Source organism: Ruegeria sp. CDSB022, assembly GCF_059611145.1.
In genome coordinates this window covers 62,161-86,632 of the sequence record NZ_JBXWOZ010000013.1, presented here as the reverse complement: position 1 = coordinate 86,632, position 24,472 = coordinate 62,161, and the positions used below count along the sequence as shown (strand labels likewise).

The 24,472-nt window shown below is 58.2% G+C and carries 24 protein-coding genes; 11 read left to right on the top strand and 13 right to left on the bottom strand.

Annotation, left to right across the window (positions count from 1 at the left end):
- The first annotated feature begins 2 nt into the window (after positions 1–2).
- Genes AC2FIZ_RS16535 through AC2FIZ_RS16505 form a run of 7 tightly spaced genes read left to right on the top strand, consistent with a single transcriptional unit; the run spans position 3 to position 4,633 of the window.
- Positions 3–1,094, top strand: a complete 1,092-nt coding sequence (locus AC2FIZ_RS16535; RefSeq protein WP_142639341.1) for a carbon-phosphorus lyase complex subunit — start codon at positions 3–5, stop codon at positions 1,092–1,094.
- Positions 1,091–1,363: a hypothetical protein gene (locus tag AC2FIZ_RS16530; RefSeq protein WP_282027593.1), complete on the top strand. Its 273-nt coding sequence runs from the start codon at positions 1,091–1,093 to the stop codon at positions 1,361–1,363. The genes AC2FIZ_RS16535 and AC2FIZ_RS16530 overlap by 4 nt, the downstream gene beginning before the upstream one ends.
- On the top strand, positions 1,356–2,216 hold the full coding sequence (locus AC2FIZ_RS16525; RefSeq protein ID WP_142639343.1) for an alpha-D-ribose 1-methylphosphonate 5-phosphate C-P-lyase PhnJ: 861 nt from the start codon (positions 1,356–1,358) through the stop codon (positions 2,214–2,216). The genes AC2FIZ_RS16530 and AC2FIZ_RS16525 overlap by 8 nt, the downstream gene beginning before the upstream one ends.
- Positions 2,213–2,617 (top strand): VOC family protein, encoded by a 405-nt coding sequence (locus AC2FIZ_RS16520; RefSeq protein WP_282027594.1) that lies wholly within the window; start codon positions 2,213–2,215, stop codon positions 2,615–2,617. The genes AC2FIZ_RS16525 and AC2FIZ_RS16520 overlap by 4 nt, the downstream gene beginning before the upstream one ends.
- A 5-nt stretch (positions 2,618–2,622) precedes the next feature.
- Positions 2,623–3,393, top strand: a complete 771-nt coding sequence (gene phnK, locus AC2FIZ_RS16515; RefSeq protein ID WP_281995914.1) for a phosphonate C-P lyase system protein PhnK — start codon at positions 2,623–2,625, stop codon at positions 3,391–3,393.
- A gap of 11 nt (positions 3,394–3,404) precedes the next feature.
- Positions 3,405–4,088, top strand: a complete 684-nt coding sequence (phnL, locus tag AC2FIZ_RS16510; protein ID WP_281995913.1) for a phosphonate C-P lyase system protein PhnL — start codon at positions 3,405–3,407, stop codon at positions 4,086–4,088.
- Entirely contained in the window at positions 4,085–4,633 is a 549-nt protein-coding gene (locus tag AC2FIZ_RS16505) for a ribose 1,5-bisphosphate phosphokinase PhnN (protein WP_281995912.1), read from the top strand. Before phnL ends, AC2FIZ_RS16505 begins: the two co-directional genes overlap by 4 nt.
- Here the strand turns inward: AC2FIZ_RS16505 and AC2FIZ_RS16500 are convergent.
- The gene (locus tag AC2FIZ_RS16500; RefSeq protein WP_281995911.1) at positions 4,615–5,298 is read right to left on the bottom strand and encodes a DUF1045 domain-containing protein; all 684 of its coding nucleotides are present in this window, start codon (positions 5,296–5,298) and stop codon (positions 4,615–4,617) included. The genes AC2FIZ_RS16505 and AC2FIZ_RS16500 overlap by 19 nt on opposite strands.
- A gap of 52 nt (positions 5,299–5,350) precedes the next feature.
- On the opposite strand from AC2FIZ_RS16500, the gene AC2FIZ_RS16495 reads away from it, so the two are divergent.
- Entirely contained in the window at positions 5,351–6,490 is a 1,140-nt protein-coding gene (locus AC2FIZ_RS16495; RefSeq protein ID WP_281973438.1) for an alpha-D-ribose 1-methylphosphonate 5-triphosphate diphosphatase, read from the top strand.
- On the opposite strand, the gene AC2FIZ_RS16490 is transcribed toward AC2FIZ_RS16495, so the two are convergent.
- From AC2FIZ_RS16490 to AC2FIZ_RS16460, 7 genes are read right to left on the bottom strand one after another with little or no spacing between them, the layout of a single operon-like run.
- Positions 6,491–6,967, bottom strand: a complete 477-nt coding sequence (locus AC2FIZ_RS16490; RefSeq protein ID WP_281973439.1) for a class I SAM-dependent methyltransferase — start codon at positions 6,965–6,967, stop codon at positions 6,491–6,493.
- Entirely contained in the window at positions 6,964–7,737 is a 774-nt protein-coding gene (locus tag AC2FIZ_RS16485; protein WP_281973440.1) for a polysaccharide deacetylase family protein, read from the bottom strand. Before AC2FIZ_RS16485 ends, AC2FIZ_RS16490 begins: the two co-directional genes overlap by 4 nt.
- The gene (locus AC2FIZ_RS16480) at positions 7,727–8,875 is read right to left on the bottom strand and encodes a glycosyltransferase family protein (protein WP_281973441.1); all 1,149 of its coding nucleotides are present in this window, start codon (positions 8,873–8,875) and stop codon (positions 7,727–7,729) included. Before AC2FIZ_RS16480 ends, AC2FIZ_RS16485 begins: the two co-directional genes overlap by 11 nt.
- Positions 8,872–9,456: a histidine phosphatase family protein gene (locus AC2FIZ_RS16475; protein WP_271951531.1), complete on the bottom strand. Its 585-nt coding sequence runs from the start codon at positions 9,454–9,456 to the stop codon at positions 8,872–8,874. Before AC2FIZ_RS16475 ends, AC2FIZ_RS16480 begins: the two co-directional genes overlap by 4 nt.
- Complete coding sequence (locus tag AC2FIZ_RS16470) at positions 9,453–10,529, bottom strand: glycosyltransferase family 4 protein (protein ID WP_281973442.1); 1,077 nt, start codon at positions 10,527–10,529, stop codon at positions 9,453–9,455. The genes AC2FIZ_RS16475 and AC2FIZ_RS16470 overlap by 4 nt, the downstream gene beginning before the upstream one ends.
- Positions 10,529–11,776 carry a glycosyltransferase gene (locus AC2FIZ_RS16465; RefSeq protein WP_281973443.1) on the bottom strand — a complete coding sequence of 416 codons (1,248 nt, stop codon included), beginning with the start codon at positions 11,774–11,776 and terminating at the stop codon, positions 10,529–10,531. The genes AC2FIZ_RS16470 and AC2FIZ_RS16465 overlap by 1 nt, the downstream gene beginning before the upstream one ends.
- Positions 11,773–12,987 (bottom strand): glycosyltransferase family protein, encoded by a 1,215-nt coding sequence (locus AC2FIZ_RS16460; RefSeq protein WP_185956733.1) that lies wholly within the window; start codon positions 12,985–12,987, stop codon positions 11,773–11,775. Before AC2FIZ_RS16460 ends, AC2FIZ_RS16465 begins: the two co-directional genes overlap by 4 nt.
- A gap of 368 nt (positions 12,988–13,355) precedes the next feature.
- On the opposite strand from AC2FIZ_RS16460, the gene AC2FIZ_RS16455 reads away from it, so the two are divergent.
- Positions 13,356–15,731 carry a mechanosensitive ion channel domain-containing protein gene (locus AC2FIZ_RS16455; protein ID WP_496791348.1) on the top strand — a complete coding sequence of 792 codons (2,376 nt, stop codon included), beginning with the start codon at positions 13,356–13,358 and terminating at the stop codon, positions 15,729–15,731.
- Positions 15,732–15,828: 97 nt separating this feature from the next.
- Here AC2FIZ_RS16455 and AC2FIZ_RS16450 read toward each other — a convergent pair whose 3' ends face one another.
- From AC2FIZ_RS16450 to AC2FIZ_RS16430, 5 genes are read right to left on the bottom strand one after another with little or no spacing between them, the layout of a single operon-like run.
- On the bottom strand, positions 15,829–17,172 hold the full coding sequence (locus tag AC2FIZ_RS16450; protein WP_496791346.1) for a CoA transferase: 1,344 nt from the start codon (positions 17,170–17,172) through the stop codon (positions 15,829–15,831).
- Positions 17,169–18,323, bottom strand: a complete 1,155-nt coding sequence (locus AC2FIZ_RS16445) for an ABC transporter permease (RefSeq protein ID WP_281995905.1) — start codon at positions 18,321–18,323, stop codon at positions 17,169–17,171. The genes AC2FIZ_RS16450 and AC2FIZ_RS16445 overlap by 4 nt, the downstream gene beginning before the upstream one ends.
- On the bottom strand, positions 18,320–19,348 hold the full coding sequence (locus tag AC2FIZ_RS16440; RefSeq protein ID WP_271951540.1) for an ABC transporter permease: 1,029 nt from the start codon (positions 19,346–19,348) through the stop codon (positions 18,320–18,322). Before AC2FIZ_RS16440 ends, AC2FIZ_RS16445 begins: the two co-directional genes overlap by 4 nt.
- Before the next feature lie 14 nt (positions 19,349–19,362).
- Entirely contained in the window at positions 19,363–21,273 is a 1,911-nt protein-coding gene (locus tag AC2FIZ_RS16435) for an ABC transporter substrate-binding protein (protein WP_496690376.1), read from the bottom strand.
- Positions 21,266–23,038: an ABC transporter ATP-binding protein gene (locus tag AC2FIZ_RS16430; protein ID WP_281995904.1), complete on the bottom strand. Its 1,773-nt coding sequence runs from the start codon at positions 23,036–23,038 to the stop codon at positions 21,266–21,268. The genes AC2FIZ_RS16435 and AC2FIZ_RS16430 overlap by 8 nt, the downstream gene beginning before the upstream one ends.
- 200 nt (positions 23,039–23,238) lie before the next feature.
- On the opposite strand from AC2FIZ_RS16430, the gene AC2FIZ_RS16425 reads away from it, so the two are divergent.
- Complete coding sequence (locus tag AC2FIZ_RS16425) at positions 23,239–23,769, top strand: class I SAM-dependent methyltransferase (protein ID WP_271951544.1); 531 nt, start codon at positions 23,239–23,241, stop codon at positions 23,767–23,769.
- Between the two features lie 18 nt (positions 23,770–23,787).
- Entirely contained in the window at positions 23,788–24,417 is a 630-nt protein-coding gene (locus AC2FIZ_RS16420) for a glutathione S-transferase (protein ID WP_281973448.1), read from the top strand.
- The last annotated feature ends 55 nt before the right edge of the window (positions 24,418–24,472 follow it).

Sequence of the window (24,472 nt, the reverse complement as noted above, 5' to 3'; positions counted from 1 at the left end):
CGATGTATGTTGCCGTCAAAGGAGGCGAAAAGGCGATTGAGAATGCCCATGCCTGGTTGGCCGAAGAGCGCCGAGGCGCCCCGGATGTGGCCGAGCTTAGCCTGGTCCAGATCCGGGAGCAGCTGAGCCTGGCGGTGAACCGGGTGATGGCAGAAGGATCGCTGTATGATCCGGACCTTGCCGCACTGGCGATCAAACAGGCGCGTGGCGATCTGATCGAAGCGATCTTTCTGATCCGCGCCTATCGCACGACGTTGCCGCGTTTCGGTTATTCCGAACCGGTTGAAACGGGCAATATGGCCTGTGACCGTCGGATATCGGCGACGTTCAAGGATGCGCCGGGCGGGCAGGTGCTGGGCCCGACATTCGACTACACCCACCGCCTGCTAGATTTCAAACTGGCTGCGGATGGCGAAACTCTACCCGCGCCCGAAGGTACGGCGCGACACGAGCCGACCCCGCATATCACCGAATTTCTCAAGGGTGAGGATATCATTCAGGACGAGCCGGTCAGCGATGCTACGCCCGGCGACTTGACCCGCGAACCGCTGGAGTTTCCGGCGGACCGTCCGCTGCGGTTGCAATCGCTGGCGCGCGGGGATGAGGGGTTTGTACTGGGCATGGCCTATTCGACTCAGCGCGGCTATGCCCGCAACCACGCCTTTGTTGGCGAGCTGCGGATCGGCAAGGTCGCGGTCGAAATGGACATTCCCGAACTGGGCTTTGCCATCGAGATCGGCGAAGTCGAGTTGACCGAATGTGAGACGGTGAACCAGTTCCAAGGCTCAAAGACTGAGCCGCCACAGTTTACACGCGGCTATGGGCTCGTCTTTGGCCAGTCTGAACGCAAATCCATCGCCATGGCTCTGGTCGACCGGGCGCTGCGGTGGGAGGAGCTGGGCGAGGACAATCTGGGCGCACCTGCACAGGACGAGGAATTTGTCCTGAGCCACTCAGACAATATTCAGGCAACGGGTTTCCTCGAACATATCAAGCTGCCGCATTACGTGGATTTTCAATCCGAACTGGAACTGGTGCGCAAGCTGCGCCGCGAGGCCGAGGAACGGACTGCATCGAGGGAGGCTGCGGAATGAGCTCTGTACGCTTTGCCCTACAGGCTCGTCCTACGGTTCAAAAACCAGTCGTTGCCCTGATTGGGCGATTTCCTGCCGAATGTTTCGCGCGAATTCACGATTTCAAGCGATTCCCATTCGCACGAAAGGTCGCGGGCCATAGCCCCGAGGCGCCACTTTGCGCGAAAATTGCGCCAGATAAAATAGAGCATAATCGCCAAAAAGAGCGAACAAATACCAAATACGTTCATAAAAACACCAGAAACAAAATAGTTACATCAAATGACTGAATATAACTTCGCATATCTGGACGAACAAACCAAGCGGATGATCCGTCGGGCGATCCTCAAGGGGTTGGCTATTCCCGGATATCAGGTGCCATTTGCCAGCCGAGAGATGCCGATGCCTTATGGCTGGGGTACCGGAGGCGTGCAGGTATCTGCCGCAACTTTGACCCCGGACGATACGTTCAAGGTGATTGATCAGGGCGCGGATGATACGACCAATGCTGTGTCTATCCGTAAGTTTTTCGAAAATACGGCGGGCGTCGCCACCACCGAGGAAACAGAGAAGGCGACGGTCATCCAGACCCGCCACCGCATCCCCGAGGCGAAGCTGCGCGCGGATCAGATTCTTGTCTATCAAGTGCCGATCCCGGAACCGCTGCGGTTTCTGGAACCGCGCGAGACCGAGACACGCAAGATGCACAGCCTCGAAGAATACGGGTTGATGCACGTGAAACTGTACGAAGACATCAGCCAGCATGGTGCGATCTCAACCGCTTATGCTTATCCTGTGATGGTCTCGGACCGTTATGTGATGGACCCGTCCCCGATCCCGAAATTCGACAACCCAAAGCTTGAGATGGACGCGATCCAGCTGTTTGGCGCGGGCCGCGAGCAACGTATCTACGCGGTGCCACCGCATACCAAGGTCGTCAGCCTCGATTTCCAGGACTACCCGTTCGAGGCCACCAAGGCCGATCATCCCTGTGATCTGTGCGGGGCCGAGGACAGCTATCTGGATGAGGTCATCATGGATGATGCAGGTACCCGCATGTTTGTTTGCTCGGACACTGATTATTGCCGGTCGCGCCGCGAGGCGGGCCATGTGGGCCGTTTGGCCAGAGAGGATGCCGCATGAAACGAGAAGATGTGCTTGGAATTGACCACCTTGGCCTTACGGTTTCGGACCTCGACGCCACGCGGACATTCTTTGTCGATGCGCTGGGTTGGGAGGTCTTCGGCAGCAATCCGGATTATCCGGCGGTTTATGTGACCAATGGCGCGGCGAAGCTGACGCTTTGGCAGCAAAAAGGCAAGGGGTTACAGGGGTTTGACCGGCACAAGAACGTCGGGTTGCATCATGTTGCCTTGAAAGTTCCCGATGAAGAAGCGCTGACTGCGGTTTTCGATGCGGTCAAAGACTGGCCTGCCGTCGCTGTCGAGTTTGCACCTGAACCCTCGGGTTCAGGTCCGAAACTCCATTTCATGATCCGAGAGCCGGGCGGCAATCGGATAGAGTTTTCATATGACCCAAGGTGAATGAAATGACACCGCTGCTGAGTGTACAGGATATCAGAAAATCCTACGGGGCCCGTATCGGCTGTACCGATGTGAGTTTTGATCTCTATCCCGGCGAGGTGATGGGGATCGTGGGTGAGAGTGGTTCGGGCAAGTCAACCCTGCTGAACTGTCTGGCGGGTCATCTGGAGCCGGATGCGGGGCAGGTGATCTTTGACACTCGTGCAGACGGTCCGGTGGATACCGTGACCATGTCGGAACCTGAACGCCGGATGCTGAGCCGCACCGATTGGGCATTCGTGCACCAACATGCGCGCGATGGCTTGCGTATGTCTGTCAGTGCGGGCGGAAATATCGGCGAACGACTGATGGCCGTAGGTGACCGCCACTATGGCGATATCCGCGACAAGGCGATCGACTGGCTGGGTCGGGTTGAGATCGAAGCGGAGCGGGTTGATGATCGTCCGACCGCGTTTTCCGGTGGCATGCAGCAGCGCCTGCAGATCGCGCGGAATCTGGTGACCGGCCCCAGGCTGGTCTTCATGGATGAACCGACCGGTGGTCTGGACGTCTCGGTACAGGCTCGCCTGTTGGACCTGTTGCGCGGGTTGGTTCGGGGAATGGGGCTGAGCGCCATCATTGTCACCCATGATCTTGCTGTTGTCCGTCTGCTGGCGGATCGGCTGATGGTGATGAAAAGCGGTCATGTGGTCGAGGCCGGATTGACTGATCAGGTTCTGGACGATCCGCAGCATGCCTATACGCAACTGCTGGTGTCCAGCGTGTTGCAGGTATGAGGGCCGGGACCATGATTGAACTGAACAATGTCAGCAAAAGCTTTACCCTGCACAATCAGGGCAGCGCGGTGATCCCGGTCATGCAGGGCGCTACACTCAGGGTTGAACCGGGTGAGTGTGTGGCGCTGACCGGCGCGTCGGGCGCAGGGAAATCCACCTTGATGCGGGTGATCTATGGCAACTATCTGGCTGCCTCGGGCCAGGTTCTGGTCGGTGGTTTAGATGTCGCCAAGGCTGAACCGCGCGAGATCTTGACCCTGCGGTGCGAAACGCTGGGCTATGTCAGCCAGTTCCTGCGTGTTGTGCCCAGAGTGCCAACGCTTGAGGTCGTGGCCGAGCCGCTTCTTGCCGTTGGTTGCGATAAACAGAAGGCACTGGACAAGGCCGCGGGTCTGCTCGAGCGTCTGAATATTCCTGAACGGCTCTGGTCCCTTAGTCCGACGACCTTTTCGGGCGGCGAACAGCAGCGCGTGAACATCGCACGCGGTTTTGCCCATGAGTACCCGGCCATGCTGCTGGATGAACCCACGGCCAGTCTGGATGCGCAGAATCGCGAAACCGTCCTGTCCCTGATCCTTGAGGCGAAAGAGCGCGGAGCGGCGATTATCGGCATCTTCCATGATGTTGACGGACGGAAGCAGGTTTGCGATCGCGAGATCAACGTTTCGCAATTCACGCCGGGAATTGCAGCATGACGCTTGCCCCGGTCATAGCGGTTGTCGGTCCGTCAGGTGTCGGCAAAGACAGTGTGATTGAGGCGTTGGAAGCCCGTGCAAAAGGTATCCAGCGGCTGCGCCGTGTCGTCACCCGCCCCGAAGGCGAAGCGGGGGAAGATTTCAAACGGGTCACAGATGACGCGTTTCGACAGATGGAAGGTGAGGGCGCATTCGCGCTCAGCTGGCATGCACATGGGTTGCTCTATGGTGTGCCGAAAGAGATCGCGCAGCAACGTCAGGTGGCGGAGGCAGTTCTGGTCAACCTGTCGCGTGCTGTGTTGTTGCAGGCGCAAGAGATCTTTGGCGACCTGATTGTTATCTCGTTGACTGCAGACGCGAGCGTTCTAGAGCAACGCTTGTCATTGCGCGGGCGCGAAAGTGACAGCGAACAGGCGCGTCGGTTGGGCCAGGCCAAGACCCCTTTGCCTAAGGGGCTGGTCCGGGTGATCGAGGTCGACAATTCTGGTGCTCTGCAGGATACGGTGGCCAAAATTTTGTCCCGCCTTCAGTTGGAAAGCGCATAGCGATGGATCAGGTGAAACCGTCCATCCTCGGCCTCGCCCATCAGGGCCAGATCCGCAATTCGAAAGGGTTTTGGCAAAAGCGGCTCCAGATGGTTTTCCAGGGTGCGCTGGACCGAAGCGAGCACGGGCTTGTCCAACCTGCCGCTCAAGGTGATGTGAAACCGAAACGCGTTCAGCACATAAGGGTATCCCCATTTGACCAGGTTGGCGTCCTGATCCGGTGTCAGTCTGGAGGCGCGGCGATGGTCAAGTTCAGCCGCCGACGGTGGGGACCGGAACATATCAAGCTCTTGAACACAGGCGGCGGCCAACGCGTTCAGCGCGGCTGTGTCGCCCAGTGGTCGCAGGGCCAGAAACCGGCCAAGGCGGGCAATCTCAAGACCTTCCATCATGATTGCGCATTGGCTGGCAGCAAGGGTGGCGCAGGCCTCTTGCAACGCTGTGACGGATTGCCCCTCGCGCAGGCGGAACGGGGGTTTCATGGTCGCGTGCAGCCCGTATTTTCGCGGTACCTCCGTAACCGCTGCAACATCCACACCATCCAGCCCAGGATGGGCGACCTCGGTGCCAGCCTCCATGTCCCAGCCCAGCCAACGGGTTGCGAATTGCGTCCACTCCGCCGTGGCGGGTGGCGCAAAATAGATCGCGTATCGCGTGAATGTCACATTGGCCTCCTATTGCGTGGCCTTCCAATACCTCAAACTGTGTGAAGTTCAGATGACAGAAGAATTGATCCTTGCCAATGCCACGCTGATCCTGCCCGACGAAACCATTAACGGCAGCGTCCGGGTTCAGGGCGACAGCATCACCGAGATCGATACAGGCGCGGCGGTTCCAAGCGGTGCAATCGATTGTGAGGGTGACTATGTCAGCCCCGGTCTGGTCGAGCTGCACACAGACAATCTGGAACGTCATATTCAGCCCCGCCCCAAGGTCGACTGGCCCCATGCGGCGGCAATTCTTGCCCATGACGCCGAACTGGCCAGCACGGGCATCACAACCGTGTTCGATGCGATGCGCGTCGGGTCGATCCCGACTGGTCCGCGCTACAACAAATACGCACGTGGCCTGTCCCGCGAGCTGTGGCAGTTACGAGAGCAAGACGCCTTAAAAATCAGCCATTTCTTGCATTTGCGGGCCGAGTTGTGTTCAGAAACGCTGGTCGAAGAACTGGATGAATTCGGCCTCGAGGACCGTGTCGGGCTGGTGTCACTGATGGACCACACGCCCGGTCAGCGTCAATTCCGTGATATCTCAAAGCTCGAAAGTTATCTGAAAGGAAAGCTGGGGTTGGAGGGCAAGGAATTCCAGCAGCATGTCGCGGACCTCAAGGCGATGAGGGACAGGAACGGCGAAAAGCACGAGGTGGAAACCGTAAAGGCGGCCAAACGTTTTGGGGCCATGCTGGCCAGCCATGACGACACCACCCGGGAACAGGTACATGTGTCAGCGGGCCACGGTATCCGGCTGGCCGAATTCCCCACTACCGTCGAAGCGGCGCGGGCTTGCCATGATCACGGGATCAAGGTGATGATGGGGGCGCCGAATGTAATCCGGGGCGGGTCACATTCGGGGAATGTCGCCGCCAAAGAACTGGCCGATCTGGGACATCTGGATATTCTGTCTTCGGACTATGTGCCGGCCGCGTTGTTGCTGTCGGCGGCACGGCTGGGCGAGATGTGGGGCAACATGGCCCGTGGACTGCGGACCGTTACGATGTCCCCGGCGCAGGTGGTCGGGCTGGAAGACCGTGGCGAGCTGCGCGCAGGCGCGCGCGCCGACGTCATTCGGTTCCGGATGCGTGAAGGGGCGCCTGCCCTGAACGGAGTGTGGTCGCGAGGGCGACGTGTGGCCTGATCAGGCCCTGTAGAAAAGGTATCGGTCGGGTGCGATGGTCTCCGGTCCGGTGATCTGTTCAAACCCAACCAGTGGTTGGCCGGATATCAGCAGCCCACCGGGCAGCATGACCTGAGAGATCAACGGGCTGAGCATCGCCGCCTCAGCCACATCATCCTGCTTGATACCGCGCCCGAAATCGTAATGTGCCAATGCTATTTTCGGGCCACCGGCTGCTAGTTTCTTTAACATAGGACCCGCTTCGCCCTGCAGAAAATCCTCTGCTGGAGGGGTGCTGGACGGGTGGCACTGTAAAACCCGGTCCATGACCCAGATGCGCCGGTCTGGTAGAATTTCACGTAGGTGATCATAGGTGCGGCCATTCCCCAAACCCATGTCCAGTATATCGCCGCTCGTATCTGTAATCTGATCGACCGCCCAGTTCAGCCCGTCGCGTTGGGCCGTCAGGCGGCGCAGCATTGAATCCAATCGGCTCATTCGGGTCTCCGTGATTTATCGTTTTTTGAGGCGGTCCAGACGGTCGCCGGACCATCCAGAAACCGCGTCAGAAGGTCCTGCGTAAAGGACCAGATTTCCTCGTCATGCACCAGGTGATGCGTCAGGATCCCAAACGGCTCGGTATTGTCCGCAGGCCCTTCTCGCCTGTCCCGCAGCAGAACTGTGGCCTGAGCGATCAGCTTGTCCCGAGGGGCCAACCCCCGTGACCCGCGCCAGTCGATCGGGTCCAGATGCGTGTTGACCTGCATAAGGCCAGGTGCCGCCATCTTTGCCTTTCGGGGGGTGGCGGTGGACAGGATGCGATATCCCAGGCCCGGCAATTCCTGAACCATCTCTGACGCGATCCGGTTCCAGGGTGGCACAAACATAGGGCACAGCTTGTCTGGGAACAGGCTCTGTAACCGGGTCAGCCCGGCCCGTGCATCGTTGCGGATGTCCTGAAAGGGGCGATGCAGTCGAAACTCTGATTTCTTCTCGTTTGTCGGAGCGTGGTTTTGATGGGCCCAGCCATGGACCACCGGTATCAATGCGGACGAGCCTTCGACATGGGTAACCAGATATTCATCTGCGTCACGCGGAATAATCGCCAGATGAACCGGCAGTTCCAGTGATGCGGACAGCGCCTCCAAACGTTCCAACTGTGGCGTGACACAGACCGCGTCATCATCCCTCCACCACAGCGGCAGAGACAGCCCGTCCCGCCGCCACAGATCAAGCTCGGTCATCAGGGGGTGCCAATCACCGGTCATGAGCGTGATCCAACAGTGATCTTACAATCTCAACAGACTTTTCTGCCCCGTTGAAACCTTGGCCGGTGCTTGGTCGCATAGGGGCAGCCAGGATGGCCTCGACAGCCTGCGCCAATGTTTCTCCGGTCAATTGGTCACTCGGCAATACGTCGATCGCGCTGAGTTCCGACAGGCTTTGGCTGCGCAAAGTCTGTTCGACTTCGCTTCCGTCGTCGAAGGGGATGAAAACCGAGGGTACGCCAGACTGCAGAATGTCCAACGCAGTGTTGTAGCCGCACATGCTGACCGACGCGGCGGCCAAGGGCAGCATTTGGCGAAAGTCCGGGCGCACCGGTTCTAACGTCACAGGGGCGTCGCCAGCCAGTTTTGTCAGGTGTTTTATACGTGCCGAGGCGTCCTGTCCGCCCACCAACAGGCGCCAGCGCCTGTTGGGCATCTTTCGTGCGGCCTCGATGGCCGCCCGAAAGATCGGCTCGCCCACCGATCCACCGCCAGCGCTTACCAGAATCTCGCCCTCACCAACCCCGTCCGGATGCGGGATCGGCGCAGCGGGCGCCACGAACCCTGTATAGAACAGACGCTGCGCCAGAGGTTCCGAGACCGGCCAGCTTACATCCAGCGGGATCATGTTCTGGTCTGAATGGACAAGGACACCGTCAAAGAGGTCAAGAATGATTTCCACGGTGCGCTGGGCTTTGGCAGGTTTGGATGGGGGCGCCAGTATGTCCCTGACAGATCCCAAAATAACCGGGCGCGGGTGCTGTGCGTGGGCAGCATCCAACAGGGCGTCAAACTCATCCGCCAGGGATCTGCGGCCAAAGGGGTAAAGCTCGGTTATCAATACATCCGGAGCAAAGCTCCGCAGCGCCTCTGTCAGGGCAACCTTGCGAGCGTCGAAATAGGCAGCATCTGCGACCTCATCCGTTTGCGTCAGCAACCGCGTAAAATTGGTGCCGTCCGAGCGCAGTGGCGGCAGCCCTAGCAAGTCGATCCCGGTATGGTCCAGCTGCGGCGCGGGCATTCCACCTGAGACCAGCAATACCTTGTGACCCTCAGCGGCAAAGGCCCGGCCCAATGTAAGCGCGCGGCTCAGATGTCCGGTGCCCAGCAGATGGGTCACAACGATCATCACCCTCATATGCGGGTCTCCTGCCGGATCAAACGGATAGGGTCAGTTTCGGGGCGCATGGACTCCATGTCCACGATATAGAGGCGGTTGCGCTTGATCTTAAAGGGGGCGGGGCCGTCAAAATCCCATCCCCAGGCGCGGGCCAGAATGACCCGCATGATACCGATATGGCAAACGGCTACGGTATTTTCGCCAAGACTGGCAAGCCAAGGTTCCAGCCGCTGCCAAATTTCGGCGGGGCTTTCACCTCCGGGGGGTAGGAAACCCCAACCCCAATCCTCGATATGGCGATAACCGCTTGCGGGATCGGCAATGAGATCGGTGCCGTGCTGCCCCTCCCAAGCGCCCCAGTTCATTTCCGTGAGGGCCTCGGACTTCAACGGTTCGCGCCCTGAAACCAGTTGTGCCGTCTGGGCCGCACGCGCCAACGGGCTGGACCAGACCATAGCCTGATCCCAAGGGGAGGGCAGGGAATAGCATGCCAGTTCTGTCTGTGCCTGTTCATCCAATGGAATATCGCTGCGCCCCTGAATGCGCCCGGCGCGGTTCCACGCCGTATGCCCGTGGCGCAATAGCGCGAGCTTGCTCATGTGGATGCCTCCAGCAAAGGATCAACAGCCGTCCAGAACCGATCAGTTGCATCGGGCATCAGGTGGCGCGCGGCTATATATGCGGCCGATTGGCTGCCTTGAGAAGACCGCAGTGCCGGATTGTCCAGAAGAGTGCGCAGCCTTGCGGCCAGCCCCTTGGCCCCTTCAGCAACCGAAGGATAGTCGGACGGCATAAGCACATCCCGGACGCCCGGCCTGTCTTGCGCGACCACGGGGATACCATGTGCCTGAGCCTCTAGATAGATCATGCCATAGGCCTCATTCACGCCGGGCCAGACCATCAGGGATGCGGTAGCATAAGCCTTGCGCAGCGCGTCGCGATCAAGCTGCCCCAGAAACCGGACTTTCGTGCCAAACTTGGCCATCAGCGCTTCGATTTCGGCGCGGGCGGGACCATCGCCCGCAATAGACAGGGACCAATCGCCCTGCAGGTGGCGCAGTGCCTGTTCAAGCACCCGGTAAGAGGCCAGCTTGTCGCCGTGTCGCATCATGCCCACGGCCAGCATCGGGCCATCGCAGCTAGAGGCCTGCGGCAGCGAGGAGGCGGGAAGAAACGGCGGAAGCTCGACAAGCGCCTGATTTCCGAACTGCTCGCGTTCCAGCGTGATGAGGTCATTGGCGGTGTGATAAAAGATCACCCGGGCCGCGTCGCAGGCCTGATGGGCCGCTTGGGCAAACCCTGACCATGGCCCCTGAAGGCGGCTGTAGGCACGGGTGCTTTCAAGCTGAACATAGGGTATGTTTCGCGCCGTACTTACACGGGGTCCAATCAGATCAGGGGCCTTGTAATAATTGTGATAGGTCACCCATAGTGCAGTGTCAGCAGGCAGGTCGCAGGTCAGGCGCAGCACCTCGGCTTCAGCCTCATGGCGCAGCTTGGCCTGGACCTCTTTGTCGCCGTGCTTGTCGAATACGCGCAGGTCCGAGGCCAGATCCACCGCATCCCCTCGGGCTTGGATTGCAAGAAGAAGATTTCGTGCCATTTCCCGGTCCCCCGACGGCACCGGGCTGTTGGGGGATTTCATCGGGGCATAGAAGGCGATGCGCGGCATCAGCTCTTATGCGCGCCCAGCGCGCTTAACCTGGCAGACAAAAGCGCTATGCCCGGGTCCATGCGGAATTCGGCGATCAGGCGATCATAGGCAGCGCCCGCCATACCAGCAGCCTGCGCGGGGTTGGCCGCCAGCTGTGCAATCGCATTTGCCAGCGCGACCGGATCGTCATCCGTCAGGACGCCATGCGTGCCTGTCTCGATAAACTCAGGAATCGCAGAAACGGGGGTCGACAGGATCGGCAGATATTGCGAGGCGGCTTCCATCAACACATTGGGCAAGCCATCCCGGTCCCCATCTGTGGCAATCCGGCTGGGCAGAACAAACAGGTCTGCTGTGCGCATCGCGGCGATGACCTCAGGTTGGTCACAGGCCCCTTTCCAGGTGATGCGCCCGGACAACCCGGCCGATGCGGCCCGGTTCTGCAAAGTATCACTCAGGCTTCCTCCGCCGATATGCGTCCAGTGCCAGTCAAGATCGTCCGGCAGCATGGCGAATGCATCAATCAGGCGATCGAAGCCTTTCTTTTCGACCAACCTCCCAACGGACAGCATATGAAAAGGGCTGTCAGCGGGGCGTAAGCCGCGTTCCGGCGGGGCTGGAAAGCGGCCCAGGTCCAGCCCGTGATAGATCAGTTCAACCCGTGCCGGATCGTCGGCGAGGCTGCGCAGATGCTGGGCGCCGATCGCGGTGCAGGTTGCACCAAAAGCTGCTCCGTAAGTGTCGGAGTGCAACTTTTCCGATTTTTCCCAGTCCGGTGACGTCCAGATATCTTTTGCATGGGCTGAAAAGCTCCACGGAAGGCCGCGCATGATCGCGGCATAGCGCGCGACCGACGAGGGCGTATGCATGAAATGCGCATAGAGAACCTGTGTGCTGGCGGGCAATTCCGCAGCCAGAACGCAGGCCTGACCGAACCGACGGATGCGGTTGTGCGTGGGATCGCGGCGCAAATCAGCGCGCCAGACCTTATAGGCCGCGCCGTATCCCGGAAGGCACTGCGTTAGTTCGCGGGCAGCCCATATGCGCTGAGGTTCTTGATACAGATATTCCGGCAGATATCGAACCTGGCCACGAAACCTGTCGTGCAGCGGATGCCGTTTCACATCGGTTGGATGACGCAGGGACCAGATGTCGAACTGATGGCCGGCCTCTTCCAGAGCAACAAGTTCCTGCGCGATGAACGTTTCGGACAGGCGCGGCCACCCTTTGACCAGCACCGCCAGATTGGGCGCGCCTGCGGTCATCCGGTTGCCCGTTCCTGTTCCTGATTCAGCAATACCTCAATACGACCGGTGACATAGTCCAACCCGTCCAGCAGGCCCTGTTCAATGGCCTGAGACGGCAATGGCTGATGTGGTAGGTCGCGAATGGCACGGACCATGGAATCGGTTGTTAGCCCGTCACGGAACTCGTCCAACATCCGGATCAGTCCCAGATCCTCGGCGCGTGAGGCACGGATCCACTGTTCCATACGCGGACTGGTCCGTGGAACAATGACGGCGCGTTTGTCAAAGGACAGGACCTCGCAGAACGTATTATACCCGCCCATACAGACAACGCCAGCCGCGCCGTGGAACAGCGTTTCGATCTGGGATTCAAAGCCGACGGCGGTCACACGCCCGTTCAAGGCGGCCACACGGGTTTCGAATTCGTCCCGCAGATCACCAGACAGGAACGGGCCATAGACCAATACCGCGCGTGGTGACAGGTCGGGGTCCTTTTCGTAAGCCGAAAGAACCAGGTTCACCATCGCCTTGCCGTCCCCACCACCACCTGGGGTAATCAGGATATAGGGTTGTTCCGGTGGGGTACCGATTGGCCCCAGATCACGACGCAAATAGCCAGTCCAGTGAATGCGCGACTGGGCCGCGTGATTCAGAGGCAGCCCCTTGGTCGGATCATAGATCGAACGCAGCCCGTAAACCCAGATTTCATGATAGAATCTTTCGGTCGCTGCAGTTGCCTCTTTCCGTTCCCACTCTGCGGCCAGAACTTCGGGTTCATCCAGAACATCACGCAAACCCAGCACCAGTTTGGTGCGCTGCGAGAGCAACAGGTTTTCGAGTGTTGGCAATAGCTCGCCGCGGAACCCGGTGGGTTCTTTGTCTACGATCAGAATGTCCGGGTCGAACTGCTGAACGGCGGTCTGAATCAACCCCGATCGCAACTCAGTCACCTCGTCGATCCCCATCCCGATTGTCTGAGACGCGTATGACCCGTCCGCCCGTTTGGTCACGCCAGGCAGACGCACGTGGTCGACCCTGCGCGGAAATGTGAACCGGCCAGCGACAGGCGATCCGGTCAGGATCAGGGATGATGCCGTTGGATCCGCCTGCGTAATTGCGGCGGCCAGTGCACGAGACCTGCGCAGATGGCCCAGCCCGAACGTGTCATGGCTGTAGAACAGGATCCGTGGCGCGCGGCCAGTAGTATCGTTTTGTCTTCCTAGGCTCATGCCTTCGCCTGTCTTAGGTGTCTTGGTGTCGGTCCGCGCATCGGCACCTGTTAGCTTATCGTCTTTCACCCGTCTTGCCAAAGGGCCTTGTGACCCGCCGACTGGAAGGGACTGCGTAAAACGTCAGCCATTCCTCGGGTAAGCCGCAAGGTGCCTTTTCGTTTTTGCGCAAAGACCTTAGCTGCTTGCCCGAAAGTGTATGCCCAGCCCGTCATATTCAGTTTTGAAGCGGATGAAAACATCCGATTCCAACTCATTGCACCCGGAACACGCCTGTGCACTTTATCGGGACCGCAGCGGCGCACAAATTGAAGTGTTCGGAAAGCTTCTGTAACCTGCGACAACATGCGACCCGGAAGCGAGAATTCATGAGATTTAACCTATTGGCTGCAATGGCCCTGTTCGTCTGGGTGGCTATGCTATCTCTGGGGTCGGAAGCGACGGCGCAGACTTCGCTTATACCCGGGTATGGTTCGGGGTCTGGCACGACATCTGAAGCAGATAAGGAAAGCGAACTGGCTGACGCGATCCGATCAGCCACCGAAGCGGGTGCAAGCGTCATCGTCATCGACAGCGCCGGTCAGCTTGTCTCATCTGGTGGCAATGCCGCCTCGACGCACGACGATATCGCCCATGACCCGATGTCCGAAGGGTCACAGTTGATGAAGGCGCAAGAGCGGTTCTCGAAGTTCCGCGAGTCGATGGAGTCGCGCCTGCAGGCTTTGCCGTATTCGATCTTCGAAGTGCAATATGTTTTGCGAGAGACCAGCCCGGACGGCCGAATACAGACCTATGTCGAAGTGTTGGGCTGGAATATACTCTTCCTTCTTCTGGGGCGCTGGCTGTCGATAGAAATCTACGGCAAGCGTCTTGCAAAAAGGCTGGTGGTGGCGCGGTCAAAAGAAGATCCGCAGGGCTATCGCGAAAAAATGCCCTTTCTGGTCTTTCGCTTTTTCATGGGTGTTGGGGCCACGATCTTCGCGATGCTGATGGCCCTGATCGTGGGCTATCTGATCTTTGGCGAGGCTGAAGATCTTTCGATTCAGTTCACGACCACCGCCATATTCACGGCTTTCTTTCTTGCACGCACAGTTTCCGATCTTTGGCGTATGGTGTTGTCTCCTTACCTCAGTCAGTACCGGCTGCCGCCCTTTTCCGACCGGGAGGCAAAACGCCTTTACGTCTGGGCCTCGGCAATCGCGACATATGATATCTCGGTGGTATTGTTTTCTACCTGGGTTGCGGATTTTGGTTTGAACTACAATGTCTATGCGATGGTCTATGGCGGCCTGACCATGTTTGGCGCCTTGGGCAATGTTCTGATGATTCTGTTCAACGCGCGCGCCATCTCGAACGCGATCCGAGGCGGGCGGTCAAAGGAACAGGTATCCTGGATTTTGCGCCTGATATCGATTGCCTGGGCTCCGGTCTTGGCAGTTTATATCGTGTTCAGCTGGTTCAAACTGGCTGTTGATCTGGTGCTTGAGAACGAGAATTCCATTCCGATTGTTGCCAGCAGCTATGCCATCTTCATGTCTGTGGTCATTGCCTATGGCGCGATGAACTATCTGCTTGAACGCTACTTCGTCCGCAATCGCCAGATTGAAGAGCTGAACACAGAGACTGGCGCCGGCGTTGAAGAGGATGAGATTCCCCAAACCCCGCAAGCTGAAAAGAGAAAGCACTCGATCGTCACCTATGAGGATCTGGCGCGACGTGTGGCCGGCATCCTGGCATTTGTCGTCGGGTTATATGCTCTGGTCGTAATATGGAATCCGGACGCAAGCTGGAGCGAAGACCTGCCTATTGAACGGGCTCTGGACGTGATGGTTATCCTGTTCATGGGCTATATCTTGTTCCATTTCTTCCGTGTCTGGATTGATACCAAGATTGCTGAGGAAGAAGACGTAGCCGGTGGAGAGGTTGAACTGGGCGACGAGGGCGGGGAAGGCGGGCAAAGCCGTCTTGCGACACTGCTTCCATTGTTCCGTGGCGCAATTCTGGCGGTTGTTGTTGTGACCATCGTTCTGATTGTCCTGATGGAATTGGGTATCAATGTCAGCCCGCTGTTCGCCGGTGCCGGTGTCGTGGGTCTGGCCGTTGGGTTCGGGTCGCAAACGCTAGTCCGAGATATCTTCTCGGGCGCGTTTTTCCTGATGGATGATGCCTTCCGCAAAGGCGAATATATCGACATCGGTGATGTGAAGGGGACGGTCGAGAAAATCTCGGTCCGGTCGTTCCAGTTGCGGCACCATCTGGGCGCACTGAATACGATCCCCTTTGGCGAAATCAAGGTTCTTACCAACTATTCGCGTGATTGGGTGATCATGAAGTTGCCCCTGCGGGTGACCTATGACACCGATGTCGAAAAAGTACGGAAACTCATCAAGAATTTGGGCCAAGAGCTTTTGAGCGATCCGGTGATTGGGGATAATTTTATCCAGCCGTTGAAATCGCAGGGCGTGATCGAAATGCAGGATTCGGCGATGATTATTCGGGTCAAGTTCATGACCAAGCCGGGCGATCAATGGCTGGTGCGTAAGAAGGTCTATCAGGATATCCGCGAATTGTTTGCCCGCGAAGGGATCAAGTTTGCGCATCGTGAGGTGACCGTCAGGCTTGCTGACGGAAAAGAGGCCGAAAACCTGACACCGCAGGAACGCGAAGCGGTGACCGGTGCGGTGCATGCGGCCATCGACGAGGATTATCTGGACGATATCGGTCCTGGAGGCGACGACCGCTAGGGACCGCTCCCGCCTCTTTGGGCTGCGTCTCTGACGAGACCCCTTCCAAAGCGTTGGGCCGGACCGCGCGGCTGCCGGCGAGGGCGTAGGCGTAGGGCTATGACCAGGAGGCGCTCGACGTGCCCAGTTTGCTTGCGGGTAGGTCCCACGACATCTGGGCCGGACCAACCGAGAGTGCGGGCTTCAACCTGTGGCCAGGTCCCCATCCAGAGGTTTCGGTCTTGGTCGTGAAATCCGCAGGAACCGAAGCGCCAATTTCTGTCTTGGTGTCGAACTTGCCTAGAATGGTCAGCAGGTCAGCCGTGCGTGCCAGCGACAATCGGGCCTGCATGATCGGCGCACCCATCGCGGCTTCGGACAATGCTGACAGGACGGCGGCAGCCATCAGATATCCAGTCGCGTGGTCCAGCGCCTGCACCGGCAGGGGTGTCGGCTTGTCTGCACCGGCCCATACCCGACCTGCATCGGCAATCCCGCTGCTCATCTGTACGAGGCTGTCAAATCCGCGCCGCGAAGACCAAGGGCCTTGCCAGCCATAGGCATTCAGCGTGACTTCTACTCTGTTCGGGGCAATCTCGTCCCGTTTGGCTTGGGTGAGGCCCAGCGCGTCCAATGCGCCAGGGCGATAGCCGTGAATGAAGACATCCGCCTGGGTCAGCAAGCCGTGTAGCAACTCGATCCCTGCGGGGGATTTCAGGTCCAGATAGGCACAGCGCTTACCCAGAGAAATATCCGGGATCACACCCGGCTCGTCCCAGTCCGGAGGATCAATGCGCAGAACCTCTGCCCCGAACCCCGCCAGAGTTCTAGTTGAAACCGGACCGGCCAGAACGCGGGTCAGATCAAGCACGCGCAGACCTGCCAGCGGGCGCTTGGCCGTTGCCTCTGGCCGGTCGCGAAGCTTAATCTGTCGGGGTTTGTGCCATCCGATCAGCGGGTCCCGTGAAACCGCGCGCCCCTGTGGATGATCCTGCCATTCCCCGCGGCTGCGCATGGCGGCTGCGACACCGCCCTCAGCCACGACAGCGTTTTCAAGACTGGCTGCCGACATAGTTGCAACAGCCTTTGTAACCGCGTCCCGATCTCCTTTGACCTTCAGGACTTTCAGGGCGGCCGCACGGTGCTGAGGCAGGTTCGTGTGCAATCTGATCCAACCGTCATTGGCAAGGTAATCACCGGCGATACTGTCCCAGAGGTTGGGCATTTCCCAGCCATCGGGTTTGAAAGAATATCCGTACCAGAGAGACGCCAACCGGTGATCGACCAAAATCTCGGGCGGGCATTGGGTCAGGTTCAGCGCGCCCATCAGGCGTGCCAGTTCCTGACCAACAGCCGCAAAGCTGGCGGTCGCCAGTTCGGAGACTGCATACACGCTGGGTCGGGCTCCGGTGCCGGTTGTCCGATACCCTTCGGGTGATGGCAGTACGGATAACAGCGTCATTGCTGATATGGATCCAGGCTGTCACGAAGCCCGTCACCCAGAAAGTTGAATGCCAGCACGATGACAATGATCGGCAGCATCGGGATGGCCGTCCAGGGGTAGATCTCGATCGACGCAAGGTTCTGCGCATCATTCAGCATCACACCCCAGCTGACGGCCGGGGCGCGCAGCCCAAGCCCAAGGAAGCTGAGCGCCGTTTCGCCCAGGATCATTGCCGGGATCGACAGGGTTGCCGATGCGATCAGGTGCGACATGAAGTTGGGTAGCAGGTGCTTGCGGATCACCCGGCCCGAGCTTGCTCCCATCATTTCGGCTGCACGTACGTATTCTTCTTCGCGCAACGATAGGAATTTGGCACGAACAGATCGCGCAAGGCCAGGCCAGTCGAGAATCCCCAGGATAATCGAGATGATGAAGAATACCGCGACCGGGCTCCAATTCGAGGGGACCGCCGCTGATAGCGCGAGCCAAAGGGGCAATTCAGGTAGTGAGCGCAGAATTTCGATTATACGGTTAATCACCCAGTCGATTCTGCCGCCAAAATATCCCGCAATCGAGCCGAACAGGATACCAAGAAAGAAGGACACTGAAATCCCGATCAGACCCACCGTCAATGACAGCTGGGCGCCAAAGAGGATACGGCTGAATACATCACGGCCTAGACGATCCGACCCCCAAAGGAACAAAGTCGCGTCTTCAGGCGCGCAGAACAGATGCGTGTCCGACTTGATCAGACCCGCCAGCTTGTACTCGGCCCCTTCGCAGAAAAACTTGATTGGCCGCGGTGTGTCGGTGTCGGCAACGAACTTCCACTGGAAGGTCTCCAGATCCGCCTCGGCCACCATCGAATAGACATAAGGCCCGATGAATTTGCCCTCATGGAACCAGTTGATGCTTTGCGGCGGGGCATAGAGGTGCTCGTCATTACGTTCATTCGGGCCATAAGGCGCGATGAAACCCGCAAAGGGCAGCATGAGATAGCACAGCAACAGGAAGACGCCGGAAATCAGGCCCAGCTTGTGGGTTCGGAATTTGCGCCAGACCAGAATCCAGTTCGGAGCATCCAAATCGGCGCGCTCAAGCTGTTGCAGGGCGGCATCGGGATCGAATGGGGCGTCGTCGACATAGCGACCATCAGGATGTTGGGTCATGCTTCACGCCCCTCATATCGGATGCGCGGGTCCAGCATGACCAGCAGAATGTCAGAGATCATCGTACCGATCAGTGTCAGCAAAGCCACAAACATTAGGATGAAGGCGGACAGGAACTGGTCCTGGGTTTTCAGCGCGGTCAGCAATGTCGGGCCGATTGTCTGAAGGCCCAGAACAACCGATACCAGAACAGAGCCGGAGACCATCGAAGGCAGCAGGTTTCCGATATCCGCGACAAAGGGGTTGAAGGCCACACGCAGCGGATATTTGGTCAGCATCCGCGACGGGGCCATGCCTTTGGCAATGGCGGTTTCCACATAGGGTTTGCCCAGCTCATCCAGCATATTCGCCCGTAATCGCTGCATCATCGCCGAAGCGCCAGATGTGCCGATCACAAAGGTCGGTACGATCAAATGGACGAGGATGGATTTCAGCTTTTCCCAACTCATCGGCAGCCCTTCAAAGGACGGGTCCATCAGGCCTCCGATTGGTAGGTTGAAATAGCGGTGCCCATAGTAAAACAGGATTAGTGCCAGTAGAAAGTTCGGCGTTGCCAGACCCAAATAGCCTACAAAGGCCGAGGTATAGTCGATCCAGGTCCGCGACTTCGCGGCTGCAAGGACACCCAGTGGCAAGGCCACCGCATATACGAACAGGATGGCGGCCAGATTGACCACGACGGTCAGCCACAGCGTGTCGCCCACGATTTCTGCGACAGGGCGGTCAAATTCAAAGGACCAGCCGTAGTTGCCTTGCACCAGCCCATCGAACCCATGCGGGCCAGGCCAGAAACCGATCCAGATCAGATATTGCTCCCACATGGGGCGATCCAGAGCATATTCCGCGCGCAGGAATTCTGCCTTGGCCACACCCGCCGATTGTCCGGACGCCTGCAGTTCAGCGATCTGATTGCTGAGATAGTCGCCCGGGGGCAGGTTGATAATCACGAATACCAGAACCGACACCACCAGAAGGGTCAGCAGCATCGTGAAAAAGCGATAGACTGCATAGCGCAGCATGACCATGTGGCTGCTCCTGATCAGTCGGCGAAAAAGAATTCGTCCGGCCGGTGAATGCCGAAATGTGCGCCGGGTTCCCAGGCCCACATGGCCTGCTCGGGGACGTTGCGCAGGCGGTTCGATACGACGATAGGCTGAGGCGCACCGTTCAGAATGCCAATGGCATAAAGTTGGTCAGCGTGGATTTTCAGCATCTCATCCCATGCGGCCTTGCGTTCCTCATCAGTCGAGGCGACCTCCCAGTTATGGGCCAGTTCCATCAGGCGCTCGGCCTCGGGCATATCGGGTTTCTCACCAACATCGCCTCCGGTCTGATGGTACTGCCCCCATTTTGGCCAGGCCAAAAACACCTGATCGGTAGGGGCAAGATAAGCTGGTGAGGTGTGGTGTTGCGGGATGCCGTCATCCCAGCCGTACCAGACGGACGCCATTGTGCTGCCGGCAAACACCCGGTTGCGCAGAATGTCCCTGTCCAATGGGCGCATAATAAGATCGACGCCAATGTCGCGCCATGTGTCTGTGACGATTTGCAAGGCGTTTTCGACCTCTTGCCGCTCACCTGCAGTTTCGATGACCAGTTCCATCGGGCGGCCATCCGGCAACAGCCGCGTGCCGTTCTTGTCACGTTCGGTCAGGCCGGCCTCGTCCAGCAGCGCATTCGCCAATTCGATGTCGTACTGTGCCCATGCCTTTGCGTTTTCTTCGTTGAAGAAGGGCGAAGCAGGCAAGACCGACATCGCGGCGGGATGGGCCAGTTTGAAATACAGCGCCTGATTTATCGTTTTGCGGTCGATTGCCAGAGACAGCGCGCGGCGAACACGCGCGTCACGCAAAACGGCACGCCATGCTTCGTCTTCGTAGTTCAGATTGGGGTAAATCGCGATCTGTGAGGCAACCCCGGTTTTCCACAGCAAGGTTTTGTAGTCTCCACCGGCCTCGCCTTTTTTCAAGATCGAAGCGTCGCGGAACGCCAGTCCGCGCCCCTGTAGATCGGATTCGCCAGCATTGGTTTTTGCAGCAACCAGACCCCCGGCCACGATCTCCATCTCGACCACGTCGATATAGGGAAGCTGCACCCCATGGCTATCGATGCGATGAAAATAGGGATTGCGAACAAAGTTGTGACGGATCTTTTTGCCCGAACTTGCATTCAACCAGGGCTGCAAGGTTGGCAACTCGTGGTTGTCAAACTTGTAAAGGTTGTCGAGTTTGTTGTGTAAAGCTGCCCAGCTTTTGACGCGGGCATCTTCAACCTGGAAGGCAAGCTTTTCTGCGTCAGCGTATTTCTCGTGGTACTGTTTCAGGAACTCGGAAGGGCGGTAGATGAAAGGCGGGCGCGCTTGTGCCAGAGCCTGCAGGAAGCCGGGGTTGGGATCTTCCCATTCAAACACAACGGTCGTTTCATCGGGGAAGGTCACGGTCGGAGTCTTGCCTTCGACGATCAGAAAATCCGGTGGTCCCGACGGGCTGAGCAGTTCATTATTTGCCACATCCTCCCACCAGTATCGGAAGTCCTCGGAAGTGAACGGAGAGCCATTCGACCATTTGTGACCTTCACGCAGGTTGAGGGTGTATTTGCGGTTGTCGTCGTTCTGGAAGGATTCAAGCAGGTCTGGAACGACCTGATAGGTCTGGTCGAACCCAACAAGGCGGGCGTATCCGTAAACGACCATCTGCCGGATGTCTTTGGACCGAGTAATCATTGTGCGCAAAGTGCCGCCCTGTTTGCCGAATTCCCTGCCTTTTGCAGCAAGATCCACAATCAGGGGTTCGGCGGGAATTCGGTCCTGTATGGGGGGAAGGTTCCCCGCATTCACTTCGGTTTCCCAGAAAGTGCTTTCTTGCAACTCGGGCATGTCTGCCGTGGCGGGCAGGGCCCATGTTGCGGCCAGCGCAACGGCCAGTAACAGCGGGCGAGTGGTCTTAAACATGGCATCGTACCTTATGGCCGGGCTCCATCTCTACCAATGAAGGTACCACGGAGTCGGTAAATCGGAAGGCGTCATCCCAACTGTCAGGTGAACCAGCACCCAAAGCAACCAAATTCAGGTCGATGGGGCGGTTGATGTCGGGCTCTGGCTGCGCAGCAATCAGTGCTTTGGTGTAAGGGTGACGAGGGTTGTAAAACAGTGTCTCGGGCGGGGCCTGTTCCACGACAAGCCCACGACGCATCACAGCAACTTCGTCGGCAATGCGTGCAACGACCGCAAGGTCGTGCGAGATGAAGAAATACGACAAGTTCAGGCTGTCCTGCAAATGTTCCAGCAATGTCAGGATTTGTTCCTGAACCGACACGTCCAGAGCCGAAGTGGGTTCGTCACAGACAATAAGCTGAGGGTCGAGCATCATTGCGCGGGCAATCGACAGGCGCTGCCTTTGGCCGCCGGAAAAAGCATGGGGATAGCGTTTCAGCATATCGGCGTTCAGGCCAACACGTGTCAGCATCTCGGCCGCTTTTTCGCGCTGCTCGGCGGTCGATCCGATACGGTGAATCTCCAACGGTTCGGTCATCGCATCCTGAATGCGCATGCGAGGGCTGAGAGAGCTGTAGGGATCCTGAAACACCATCTGCGCCTTGCGCTGAAACGCGGTGCGCTGGGTCCGGGTCATCTTGTGAACGGTGATCGCTTCTTCATCGGGGGAGGTTCGAAACAGAACCTCTCCGCCCGGATCAGGCGGCTCAGCCCCTAGTGCGATGCGGGCGGCCGTAGTTTTGCCCGAGCCGCTTTCGCCGACGATCGCCAGCGTCTTGCCCCGCGCGAGGTTCAGATCGACTCCGCGGCAGGCATGGATCAGGCGTTCGCCCTGCCAGCCCTTGCTGGATCGCATCGTATAGGTTTTCGACACGGCCTTCATCTGAAGGATCAGATCTTCGTCGGGCATCGGGATGCCAACCGCGTCCTGATCCGGAATCTCGGGCGCGGCGTTGAACAACTGTTGGGTATAGGGGTGAGCAGGGATGGTCAGGATCGGTGCCGCTGCTCCAGCCTCCATCACGCGGCCTTTGTGCATGACCACGACCTGTTCGGCCATATTGGCGACGACCCCCAAATCATGGGTCACAAGGATCAGCGCCATTCCCGTTTCACGCTGAAGCTCTTTGATCAGCCCCAGCACCTGGGCCTGTGTCGTAACGTCCAATGCTGTCGTCGGCTCGTCCGCGATCAGTAATTCCGGTTTGGAAACCATGGCCATAGCGATCATGGCGCGTTGGCGCATCCCGCCGGACAGCTCGAACGGGTAAGAATCATAGGCGCGCTGAGGGTCTGGAAAACCCACGCGTTCGAACTGTTCCAGAACCGTTTTGCGGGCCTGTGCCTCGGAGGCATTGCGATGCAGCCAAAGAACTTCGCTGACCTGATTGCCAATTTTGTGCAGGGGAGAGAGCGAGCGCATCGGCTCTTGAAAGATCATCGAGATCCGATTGCCGCGAATGCCGCGCATCTGACGCTCGCTGATCTGAGTCAGTTCCTCTATACCTTTGGAATCATTTAGAGTAATCGTGCCGCTTCGAATTTGGGCTGCTCGGGGAAGAATGCGCAAAGCAGCCCGGCATGAGATCGTTTTCCCCGACCCTGATTCACCCACAAGCGCAAGTGTCTGTCCCGCTTCGACGTCGAAGTTGACGCCTTGAACCACAGACTCTCCGGCACCAAATCCGATGCTGAGGTCCCGGACAGACAACAACGCAGTCATGCGGGTATTCCACCCGTTAGGCCGTAGCTCGGCATAGGCTTGATCAACTCCCTGTGTTTTTTGTCGCAGTTTCGCGCGGTTGTGCCTGTATAGTCAAACCCGTTCTTGGGGTGAAATGTCGCGAAAACGTGAAACTGAGGCCGATTTGCCTACACAATGCCTTGAGGATTTGTCATCACATGCGATGTCGGTCACAGGTTATGTGTCGTCAAATATCAAGGAGAGATTTCCCAGTGCCCGATCCCCAAAGCCGTCTTGACCTGTTCATCGACCGTATGGTGTCGCAGCGTGCCTGCCTGGACCATGCCATTGCACAGACAAGTACCATGTCCGGTCCGGTGTTCGAGCTGGGATTGGGGAATGGTCGTACTTATCATCACATGGTTCAGTACATTCAAAACCGTCCGGTCTATGTGTTCGAGCGCGCCGTGGCCTCCCATCCGGACTCTACCCCGCCCGAGGATCTGGTGATTCTGGGGGATGTGCGTGAGACTCTGCCTGCGGCGCTGGAACGGTTTGGGCCGACGGCCAGTTTGATCCATGCGGATCTTGGCGGCCATAACAGGGACAAGAACGATGCTTTCGCGCGGTTGGTTTCCCCCCTGATAGAACCGTTGTTGGCAGAAGGTGGGCTGATGGTGTCCAGCGACCGGATGTATTTCGAAAACCTGACCGAAATCCCGCTGCCTGAACATGCGGTGGACGGACGTTGCTTTATCTACCGCCGCTAAGCGCGAGAAGGATACCAAATGCTTTTCTATGATTGCACGACCGCTCCAAACCCGCGCCGCGCGCGCATGTTGATCGCGGAAAAAGGGCTGGAGATTGAAACGCGCAATATCTCGATTGCAAAGGCGGAACAGTTGGATGGCGCTTTCCTTGCGGTAAACCCCAATGCGACGATCCCTGTTCTGGTGACGGATGAGGGCGCAACGCTGACCGAAAACCTGGGCATTGCCGCCTATCTTGAGGCGCGCTTTCCCGAACCACCTTTGATGGGACGTACGCCAGATGAAAAGGGGCTGGTCCTGATGTGGAACAGCATTGTCGAGCAGCAGGGTGGAGTGCCTATTGCCGAGGCTCTGCGCAACACCCATCCCGCGTTCAAGGATCGGGCGATTCCGGGCCCGGCGAACTATGCGCAGATACCCGAGCTGGCACAGCGTGGCATGGACCGGGTTGGCCGGTTTTTCGATTTGCTTGAAACGCGGCTGAAGGATAGTGCGTTTGTTGCGGGGGCTGAGTTCACGCTGGCCGATATCTCAACCTTTGTGTTCGTTGACTTTGCCCGCGTGATCAAGATGCGGATTCCACAGGAAAATACCGCGACGCTGTCTTGGTTCGACAAGATTGCTTCGCGTACAAGCGCACAGCTTTAAGGCGTAGAAATTGAGCTGTCTGAACTTGCTCACTTGCACTGTACAGAAATGTCTA

Excerpts from the sequence above, each read along its gene's own strand:
- AC2FIZ_RS16440 (WP_271951540.1), bottom strand. The coding sequence starts at position 19,348 with ATGGTCATGCTGCGCTATGCAGTCTATCGCTTTTTCACGATGCTGCTG.
- AC2FIZ_RS16425 (WP_271951544.1), top strand. The coding sequence starts at position 23,239 with ATGTGTCGTCAAATATCAAGGAGAGATTTCCCAGTGCCCGATCCCCAA.
- AC2FIZ_RS16480 (WP_281973441.1), bottom strand. The coding sequence starts at position 8,875 with ATGAGGGTGATGATCGTTGTGACCCATCTGCTGGGCACCGGACATCTG.
- AC2FIZ_RS16490 (WP_281973439.1), bottom strand. The coding sequence starts at position 6,967 with ATGAGCCGATTGGATTCAATGCTGCGCCGCCTGACGGCCCAACGCGAC.
- AC2FIZ_RS16445 (WP_281995905.1), bottom strand. The coding sequence starts at position 18,323 with ATGACCCAACATCCTGATGGTCGCTATGTCGACGACGCCCCATTCGAT.
- phnK (WP_281995914.1), top strand. The coding sequence starts at position 2,623 with ATGACACCGCTGCTGAGTGTACAGGATATCAGAAAATCCTACGGGGCC.
- AC2FIZ_RS16430 (WP_281995904.1), bottom strand. The coding sequence starts at position 23,038 with ATGACTGCGTTGTTGTCTGTCCGGGACCTCAGCATCGGATTTGGTGCC.
- AC2FIZ_RS16420 (WP_281973448.1), top strand. The coding sequence starts at position 23,788 with ATGCTTTTCTATGATTGCACGACCGCTCCAAACCCGCGCCGCGCGCGC.
- AC2FIZ_RS16520 (WP_282027594.1), top strand. The coding sequence starts at position 2,213 with ATGAAACGAGAAGATGTGCTTGGAATTGACCACCTTGGCCTTACGGTT.
- AC2FIZ_RS16485 (WP_281973440.1), bottom strand. The coding sequence starts at position 7,737 with ATGACCGGTGATTGGCACCCCCTGATGACCGAGCTTGATCTGTGGCGG.
- AC2FIZ_RS16460 (WP_185956733.1), bottom strand. The coding sequence starts at position 12,987 with ATGAGCCTAGGAAGACAAAACGATACTACTGGCCGCGCGCCACGGATC.
- AC2FIZ_RS16450 (WP_496791346.1), bottom strand. The coding sequence starts at position 17,172 with ATGACGCTGTTATCCGTACTGCCATCACCCGAAGGGTATCGGACAACC.
- AC2FIZ_RS16465 (WP_281973443.1), bottom strand. The coding sequence starts at position 11,776 with ATGACCGCAGGCGCGCCCAATCTGGCGGTGCTGGTCAAAGGGTGGCCG.
- AC2FIZ_RS16470 (WP_281973442.1), bottom strand. The coding sequence starts at position 10,529 with ATGCCGCGCATCGCCTTCTATGCCCCGATGAAATCCCCCAACAGCCCG.
- AC2FIZ_RS16455 (WP_496791348.1), top strand. The coding sequence starts at position 13,356 with ATGAGATTTAACCTATTGGCTGCAATGGCCCTGTTCGTCTGGGTGGCT.
- AC2FIZ_RS16435 (WP_496690376.1), bottom strand. The coding sequence starts at position 21,273 with ATGTTTAAGACCACTCGCCCGCTGTTACTGGCCGTTGCGCTGGCCGCA.
- AC2FIZ_RS16525 (WP_142639343.1), top strand. The coding sequence starts at position 1,356 with ATGACTGAATATAACTTCGCATATCTGGACGAACAAACCAAGCGGATG.
- phnL (WP_281995913.1), top strand. The coding sequence starts at position 3,405 with ATGATTGAACTGAACAATGTCAGCAAAAGCTTTACCCTGCACAATCAG.
- AC2FIZ_RS16530 (WP_282027593.1), top strand. The coding sequence starts at position 1,091 with ATGAGCTCTGTACGCTTTGCCCTACAGGCTCGTCCTACGGTTCAAAAA.
- AC2FIZ_RS16535 (WP_142639341.1), top strand. The coding sequence starts at position 3 with ATGTATGTTGCCGTCAAAGGAGGCGAAAAGGCGATTGAGAATGCCCAT.
- AC2FIZ_RS16475 (WP_271951531.1), bottom strand. The coding sequence starts at position 9,456 with ATGAGCAAGCTCGCGCTATTGCGCCACGGGCATACGGCGTGGAACCGC.
- AC2FIZ_RS16495 (WP_281973438.1), top strand. The coding sequence starts at position 5,351 with ATGACAGAAGAATTGATCCTTGCCAATGCCACGCTGATCCTGCCCGAC.
- AC2FIZ_RS16505 (WP_281995912.1), top strand. The coding sequence starts at position 4,085 with ATGACGCTTGCCCCGGTCATAGCGGTTGTCGGTCCGTCAGGTGTCGGC.